Annotated in this window: 9 protein-coding genes; 6 read left to right on the top strand and 3 right to left on the bottom strand. The window is 74.8% G+C overall.

Going from position 1 to position 6,575, the window contains the following annotated elements; genetic code table 11:
• The 4 genes from HLB09_RS11270 to HLB09_RS11255 all read left to right on the top strand — a co-directional run.
• Window positions 1–174 (top strand): Ppx/GppA phosphatase family protein (locus HLB09_RS11270; protein WP_457920618.1); only part of this gene is annotated, 174 nt, incomplete at its 5' end.
• A gap of 110 nt (window positions 175–284) precedes the next feature.
• Window positions 285–1,091: a sugar phosphate isomerase/epimerase family protein gene (locus tag HLB09_RS11265; protein WP_171203469.1), complete on the top strand. Its 807-nt coding sequence runs from the start codon at window positions 285–287 to the stop codon at window positions 1,089–1,091.
• Window positions 1,092–1,154: 63 nt separating this feature from the next.
• Window positions 1,155–1,970 carry a pyrroline-5-carboxylate reductase gene (gene proC, locus HLB09_RS11260; protein ID WP_171203468.1) on the top strand — a complete coding sequence of 272 codons (816 nt, stop codon included), beginning with the start codon at window positions 1,155–1,157 and terminating at the stop codon, window positions 1,968–1,970.
• Between the two features lie 446 nt (window positions 1,971–2,416).
• Entirely contained in the window at window positions 2,417–2,650 is a 234-nt protein-coding gene (locus tag HLB09_RS11255; protein WP_171203467.1) for a hypothetical protein, read from the top strand.
• Between the two features lie 22 nt (window positions 2,651–2,672).
• Here HLB09_RS11255 and HLB09_RS11250 read toward each other — a convergent pair whose 3' ends face one another.
• Window positions 2,673–2,903, bottom strand: coding sequence for a hypothetical protein (locus HLB09_RS11250; protein ID WP_171203466.1), 231 nt, complete (start codon window positions 2,901–2,903; stop codon window positions 2,673–2,675).
• Between the two features lie 501 nt (window positions 2,904–3,404).
• Entirely contained in the window at window positions 3,405–3,977 is a 573-nt protein-coding gene (locus HLB09_RS11245; protein WP_171203465.1) for a GNAT family N-acetyltransferase, read from the bottom strand.
• 118 nt (window positions 3,978–4,095) lie between these two features.
• Here HLB09_RS11245 and HLB09_RS20395 point away from each other — a divergent pair, with 118 nt between their 5' ends.
• Together HLB09_RS20395 and HLB09_RS11240 are read left to right on the top strand one after the other, a co-directional pair.
• Window positions 4,096–4,527, top strand: a complete 432-nt coding sequence (locus HLB09_RS20395) for a protein-tyrosine phosphatase family protein (protein WP_344553582.1) — start codon at window positions 4,096–4,098, stop codon at window positions 4,525–4,527.
• A gap of 132 nt (window positions 4,528–4,659) precedes the next feature.
• Complete coding sequence (locus tag HLB09_RS11240; protein WP_322790141.1) at window positions 4,660–5,334, top strand: haloacid dehalogenase-like hydrolase; 675 nt, start codon at window positions 4,660–4,662, stop codon at window positions 5,332–5,334.
• Window positions 5,335–5,456: 122 nt separating this feature from the next.
• On the opposite strand, the gene HLB09_RS11235 is transcribed toward HLB09_RS11240, so the two are convergent.
• Window positions 5,457–6,575: phosphatase PAP2 family protein (locus HLB09_RS11235; RefSeq protein WP_171203463.1), on the bottom strand; the 1,119-nt coding region annotated here is incomplete at its 5' end.

The raw sequence follows: 6,575 nt of genomic DNA, 5'->3' as shown, positions 1-6,575 counted from the left end.
CGCCTTCCCGGCGTCTCCGAGGCGCGCGCCGGGCAGGTCGTGGCCGGCGCCGTCGTCGCGCTGGAGGCGATGCGGGTCCTCGACGTCGAGCGGCTGCAGCTCAGCCCCTGGGCGCTCCGGGAGGGCGTCATCCTCCGGCGGCTCGACGCCCTCGCGCCGCTCCTCGGGCGCTGACGGCCCGCCGCCCCGCCGCCCCGCCGGAGCCGACCGCCCGAGCAGGGGAGGGGCGGGGGCGGGCGCGCCCCGCGGGGACGTCGGCGTGGTGCGGGCCTACTGTGGGGGGCGTGAGCGAGAACGGGACGGCCCGCCAGGGGCCCGCCGTCACCCTCTCGACCAGCTCGGTCTACCCCGGCTCCTGCGCGGACGCCTTCGAGACGGCGGCGCGCCTGGGCTACGACGGCGTCGAGGTCATGGTCTGGACCGACCCGGTGAGCCGCGACGCGGTGGCGCTGCGCCGGCTCGCCGACCACTACGGCGTCCCCGTCCTCTCGGTGCACGCGCCGACGCTGCTGCTGACGCAGGGCGTCTGGGGGCGCGACCCGTGGACCAAGCTCGAGCTGTCTGTAGAGCTGGCCCAGGACCTCGGCGCCGACGTCGTCGTCGTGCACCCGCCGTTCCGCTGGCAGCGCTCCTACGCGGCCCGCTTCGTCGAGGGCGTCCGCGAGATCAGCCGGCGCACCGGCACCACGCTCGCCGTGGAGAACATGTTCCCCTGGCGCGCGGGCTCGCGGGAGGTCGTGGCCTACGCGCCGGGCTGGGACGTCGTCGACGAGGACTACGACCAGGTGACCCTGGACGTCTCCCACGCGGCGACGTCGGGCAGCGACTCCCAGGAGCTGGCGCGCAAGCTCGCCGACCGCCTGCGCCACATCCACCTCACCGACGGCAGCGGGTCGGCCAAGGACGAGCACCTCGTCCCGGGCCGGGGCTCGCAGCCGGTCGCCGAGCTCCTCGCCGACCTGGCGGTCGGCGGCTTCACCGGCCACGTCGTCGCCGAGATCAACACCCGTCGCTCGCGGGCGCCGGGGGAGCGCGAGCGCGACCTCGCCGAGACCCTCGCCTTCGCCCGGCAGCACCTGCGCCGTCCCTGACACCCCCTCCCCGGCCTCGCCGCGCGGAGCGGTGCGGCGGGTGCGCCGTCCTAGGGTCGGCCCATGAGCACCGCCGCGCCGAGCCGCCCCTCCGTCGCCGTCCTCGGGGTCGGCACCATGGGCGAGGCCGTCCTCGCGGGCGTGCTGCGCTCGGGCTGGGCGCCCGACGACGTCGTCGCCGTCGTACGCCGCGACGAGCGGGCCGCCGAGCTGGCCGACCGGTACGGCGTGCGGTCCGTGCCGCTCGCCGAGGGGGCCGCCCGTGACGTCCTCGTCGTCGCCGTGAAGCCGCAGCAGCTCGACGACCTGCTCGCCTCGGCCGCACCGCACGTGCGCCCCGGGGCGCTCGTGCTCTCGGTCGCGGCGGGCGTGCCGATGGCGCGCCTCGCCGCCGCCCTGCCGGAGGGCGTCGCCGTCGTCCGGGCGATGCCCAACACGCCCGCCCTCGTCGGCGCCGGCACCACCGCCGTGTCGGCGGGGCCCGGCGCGGACGAGGAGCGGATGGCGCTCGTCGGCGAGCTGCTGCAGGGCACGGGCGACGTCGTCGTGCTGCCCGAGGCGCTGCAGGACGCCGCGACGGCCGTCTCCGGCTCGGGGCCCGCCTACGTGCTGCTGCTGCTCGAGTCGCTCGTCGAGGCGGGAGTCCACGCGGGCCTGCCGCGGGCGACGTCCTCGCGCCTGGCCACGGGGACGCTCGCCGGCACGGCGGCGCTCGTCCGCGAGAGCGGCGAGCACCCCTCGCTGCTGCGCGAGCGCGTCACCTCGCCCGGCGGGACGACGGCCGCCGGGCTGCGCCGGCTCGAGGAGCGGGGGCTGCGCGCCGCGCTGCTCGACGCCGTCGAGGCCGCGCGCGACCGGGCGCGCGCGCTGGGGGCCTGAGGACGGACATCGACACCTCGGCGCCCGCGACACCGTGGTCGAGCCGAGCGGGCGTCGGGACCGCGTCGTACTGGTGCACGACGCTCAGCAGAAGGGGTGGCCGTCGAGCGGTGGTCGTCGATGGCTGCGCTCGTCCAGCGTCGTCGACGCTGAGAGCTGAACCGGGGCGGGACCGCTCATCGCTCGTGAGGCGTCGCCGTAGAAGGCCCCTTCTCCGGGATGCCACTCCGGACGGGTCTGCTGGGACGGCGGCTGCGGATGGACGTCCCTTCGTCGCGGCGAGCACCTCTGTGGCCAGTAGGGGGTCGGTTACTGAGACGCGCCAGCCAGGCAGCGCCTGGGTGCGTCATCGATACTTCGCCCACGGGCACGCGCTGGGTGGGTAGCGTCCGTTCTGAGCTCGCTGGCGCATGACGACGTCCGGGCGCATCGAGTGAGGGGTGAGCATGGCGGTACGAGCTCGTGAAGGCGGCCCGCTGGGCACCGGATCGGTGCGCGAGGTGTTCCTGCTCCTCGCTCTCGGCCTTTTTATGATCGCGTACGGCGGTCGGGGAGTCGGCTCCGAGGACGTGCGAGGCCTTCTCCTGGTTCCGCTCTACTTCGCCATGGCGGCCGGGGTGGTCTTCCTCCTGGCCGCCTTCTTCGGTGCTCGCAAGGTGCTGCGTCAGCGACGTCGCTGACCGACCGCGGCTTCTCCCGTGGTCACGGACCACCGATGAGGACTGCGGCGTAGTAGGCGCACGGGATCAGCAGGAAGGCGACGGCGCCGCCGGCGACGATGAGGAGCGTCGAGCCGGCGCGGACGCCGAGAACGAGGGCGGTGAGCCCGCCGACGGGGATGAGAGCTAGCGCGACCAGGGGTGCGAGCGGATCGACGCGGTGAGCGAGAGGCAGAGATGCTGCGGCGGCGAGGGCCATCGCGAGGGACGCCACGGACGCCCTGGTGGCGGTTGGTCGACTCGGCACGACGCCAGTCTCTCGGCATGGGGGCCGAGGGCACGTGTTTTGGCTGCTGAGGGGAGCGGGCCCGTCCCGCCGGGGGTCTCTCCGGTCAGCGATCGTCAGCGGGAGACCCAGACGAGGGGGCGGTGCAGGTCCTACCTTCTCGGCATGGCTGAGGTGAGGAGTCCATCGAGCCGGTGGTCGTGGGGCGCGTTGTGGCTCTGGGTGACGGCTGTCCTCCTGCTGGGCTTGGCCGCCGTCCTGGCTCTGCCGGTGGTCTTCGAGTCCAGCCCGGGGGAGAGGGCGGAGGCGGCGAGGCACCTCTGGCCGGCGGTCGTGGCGGTGGCGCTCACCGGCGTTGGTGCAGCTGCCGTCGGCGCTGGGTGCCTGCGACGCGTTCCCCGCTGAGCGATCGTCAGCGGGACGCTGACCGGACAGCGATGCCTTGCGGCATGGCCGACGTGGGGGTGCGATGGCGTCGTAGAAGCTGGCTCAGAGGCGGGCTGCGGCCAGAGCGGTCCACTCGTGAGCGAGGAGCGCGTACTGGTAGCCGTCGACCCATCCGAGGTCGGCGTGCCATGAGTCTTGGACTCCGTGCTGCTCGCGGCGCATCCCGGCCTTCTCGAGCACCCGCGCAGAGGCGGGATTGTCGGCGTTGCAGCTGGCGGTGACCCGTCGTAGCCCCAGCCCGTCGAAGGCGGCGGCGAGCAGGCCCCGGGCGAGGTCGCTGCCCACACCCCGTCCGGAGTGGGCGGGATGGACGATGTAGCCGATGGCCCCTTCGGTGCGCTTCGGCATCCCGGGCTGGCCCATCCCGTCGACGACGTCGAGGAAGCCCATCGCCACGACCTGGCCGTCGAGCTCGGCAACGCAGTGGAAGTCCGTGTCGCTGTCGGGGATCGCCGCCCATCGTCGGCGGAAGGTGTCTGGGTCGACATGCGTGACGAGCATGAAGCGGTTGACCGACGGGTCGTTGCGCAGCGCGAGCAACGGCTCGATGTCGTCCGGTCGGGCGTCGCGCAGCAGAAGGCCGCCGACGGAGATCGGCCACGGGTCGGTGGTCACCCTCGAATCGTCGCAGGCCTGCCGGTCAGCCTCGGAGGAGAGGGGCAGACCTGACGCGTACCGGGTAGATGGTCTTCGGACCGGGGACGCCGAGTCGGTGGCTCGTTACCGTCCCGGGGTGGACGGGTGGGACGTCGGCGACCCCGGGGTGGTGGTCCTGCCCTCGGGGCGTCTCGTGCGCGGGCGTGCTTCGCGGCTCCCGCGGCCAGATGGTGCTGCCCCCGACTTCGGGCTCTACCTGGCTGCTCGGCGGCCGGACCCGTTGCCCTGGCCGTCTCGATGGCTGCGCTGGCCGGACTTCTGCCTTCCGGTCGACCGGCTCGACGCCGACGCCGCCTTGCGGCAGTTGTGGGAACGGTCCGCAGGTCAGCGGGTCGAGGTCGCCTGCGGGCACGGGCGCGGTCGTACGGGCACCGCCCTTGCCTGTCTGGCGGTCCTCGACGGTGTTCCCGCGGACGACGCCGTCGCATGGACCCGGTCGCGGTACGACCGGCGCGCGGCCGAGACCCCGTGGCAGCGGCGGTACGTCGAACGCTTGGGCGTCCGGTAGATCAGAGGGAGAGCTTCGCCCGCGACGTCCGCGCGTCCACCCGGCCCTCGCCCTCGCCGGAGGTGCTGCGTGGGGGAGGGTGTATCGGTGACTCGGCATACCCAGGCGTCGACGCCCTCGAGGGAAGTCGCCGTGTTCGACCTCGACGGCACGCTGCTCAGCGGCGACGCCTTCGGGCTCTTCCTCGCCCACCTGCTGCGCCGGCCCCCGGCGCGAGCCGTCGCCGCCCTCGCGACGGCGCCGGTGTGGCTCCCCGCCTTCCTGCTCACACCGACTCGTCTGGCGGCCGAGCGGTACCTGGTGTGGTTGGCCGCGGTCGGAATCAGCCCACAAGACTTCACCGTCAAAGCTGCCCACTTCGCCGCCGACCACGCCGACCCTCGTTCCGGTCGGGCGACCCCGACGGTCCTGGCCCGGCTCCGGGAGCACCAGGGCCGAGGTGATCGTGTGGTGGTCGCCACGGGCTGCGCGTCCCCGCTCGCCGAGCACCTGTGCGATGCGCTCGGCCTGGGCGACGTCGAGGTCGTCGCCTCGACGCTCACCCGCACCCGGTGGGGGCTACCGCGGGCGGTACCCGCCCGTGGCAGGGGCAAGGTGCGCGCACTGGCCGCCGCCGGGGTCTCGCTTCCCGTCGACCACGCCTACACCGACAGCTGGACGGACCTGCCCCTGCTGCGGGCCGCGCGCGTTGCTCACGTGGTCAACGCCTCACCCCGTCACCTTCGACGCTTCCGCCGAGCTCTCGGCGGCGATGTCGACGTGATGGCCACCACCCGATATCGCCGGGCCCCATCTCGAGAGCGTTGACCGAGAGAGTCTCGTCCTCGCGTGCGGTCGTCGGGATCGACCTGTGACGTCACACGCAGCGCCAGATGAGGATCGACAGCGGCACGCTGAGAAGTCATCGGTCGTCCATCGGACCGGCGTCGTCAGTGGGCGTCGGTCGAGGCGGCAGCGAGGAAGCGGCCCACCTGCGCCGGGCTGCGCAGGACGTGGAGCTGCGCTCGAGGAGCGTGGGTCGCGATGGCGTCCATCACGCGGGGCCGGCTACGTCGTCGCCAGGCGATGACCCACCACCAGAAGCCGACCCGCTCGCGGGATCGCCGCAGGGCGCGCCAGGCGCAGAGGGCCAGGGGCAGGTCGAGGACGACGACCGTGTCGGCTCGGCGCAGCCGGGGCGCCGGTGCGTCGTGGGGCCCGAGGTCGCCGTCCATGACCCACCGCTCGCGCCCGGCCAGGCGCTCCTGCACGGAGGTCCACTCGGCGGCGTTCAGCGGCCGAGCGCCGTCGACCCAGAAGTGCTGGTCGAGCTCGACGACCGGCAGCCCGGTGGTCTCGCCCAGGGCTCGCGCCAGGGTCGACTTCCCGGCTCCGCCGCGGCCGAGGACCAGCACCCGCTCCACCGGCGCCAGGCTACGGAGCGGCCTGGCCGCTCCCTCCGAGCCGCCGCCCGTGGGCCGGGGCAGCAGGACGAGCGCGCACGCCAGCACCCACAGGCCCCCGAGCGCCAGCCCGGCGAGGACGTCGATGAGGTGGTGCGCCGCCACGTAGACGCGGGAGGCGCCGACCGCGGGCGCGAGCACGAGGGGGAGGACGAGGACGAGCCACCGACCGCGGCCGCGCCCGTAGGCCCGGTGGACCGCGGCGACGGCCCCGTAGAGGGCGGCCGCGGCCGCGGCGTGACCGGAGGGCCAGGCCGCCGCCACGGGCAGCCCGGTGGTGAGGTCGGGCACCTCCGGGCGGGCCCGGCCCACCAGCTGCGAGGTGAGGAGGTAGAGGAGCACCTCCCCGCCGAGGGCGAGCACGGCGAAGGCGACCGGCCGCCAGGAGCGCGTGACGGCGAGGGCGACGACGGCGAGCGACAGCCCGAGCCCGACCACCGCGGGGGTGCCCGAGAGGCGGCCGACCGCGTCCGCCACCGTCGTCAGGGCGGGGCTGCGGGCCTCGAGCGCCCAGGCGGTGGCGCTGCGGTCGAGCCGGCCGAGCCAGGTCCCGCCGAGCGCCCCGGTGACGAGCAGCCCGGTGGCGGAGAGCGCGGCCGCCAGCGC

It is taken from the genome of Pseudokineococcus marinus (genome assembly GCF_013004605.1).
GTDB classification, from domain to species: domain Bacteria; phylum Actinomycetota; class Actinomycetes; order Actinomycetales; family Quadrisphaeraceae; genus Pseudokineococcus; species Pseudokineococcus marinus.
The sequence above is the reverse complement of the archived record's forward strand: the minus strand, read 5'-3'. Positions and strand labels throughout refer to the sequence as shown.

What these genes read in the sequence shown, in the direction of transcription:
- proC (WP_171203468.1), top strand. Translation starts at nt 1,155, where the DNA reads ATGAGCACCGCCGCGCCGAGCCGCCCCTCCGTCGCCGTCCTCGGGGTC.
- HLB09_RS11255 (WP_171203467.1), top strand. Translation starts at nt 2,417, where the DNA reads ATGGCGGTACGAGCTCGTGAAGGCGGCCCGCTGGGCACCGGATCGGTG.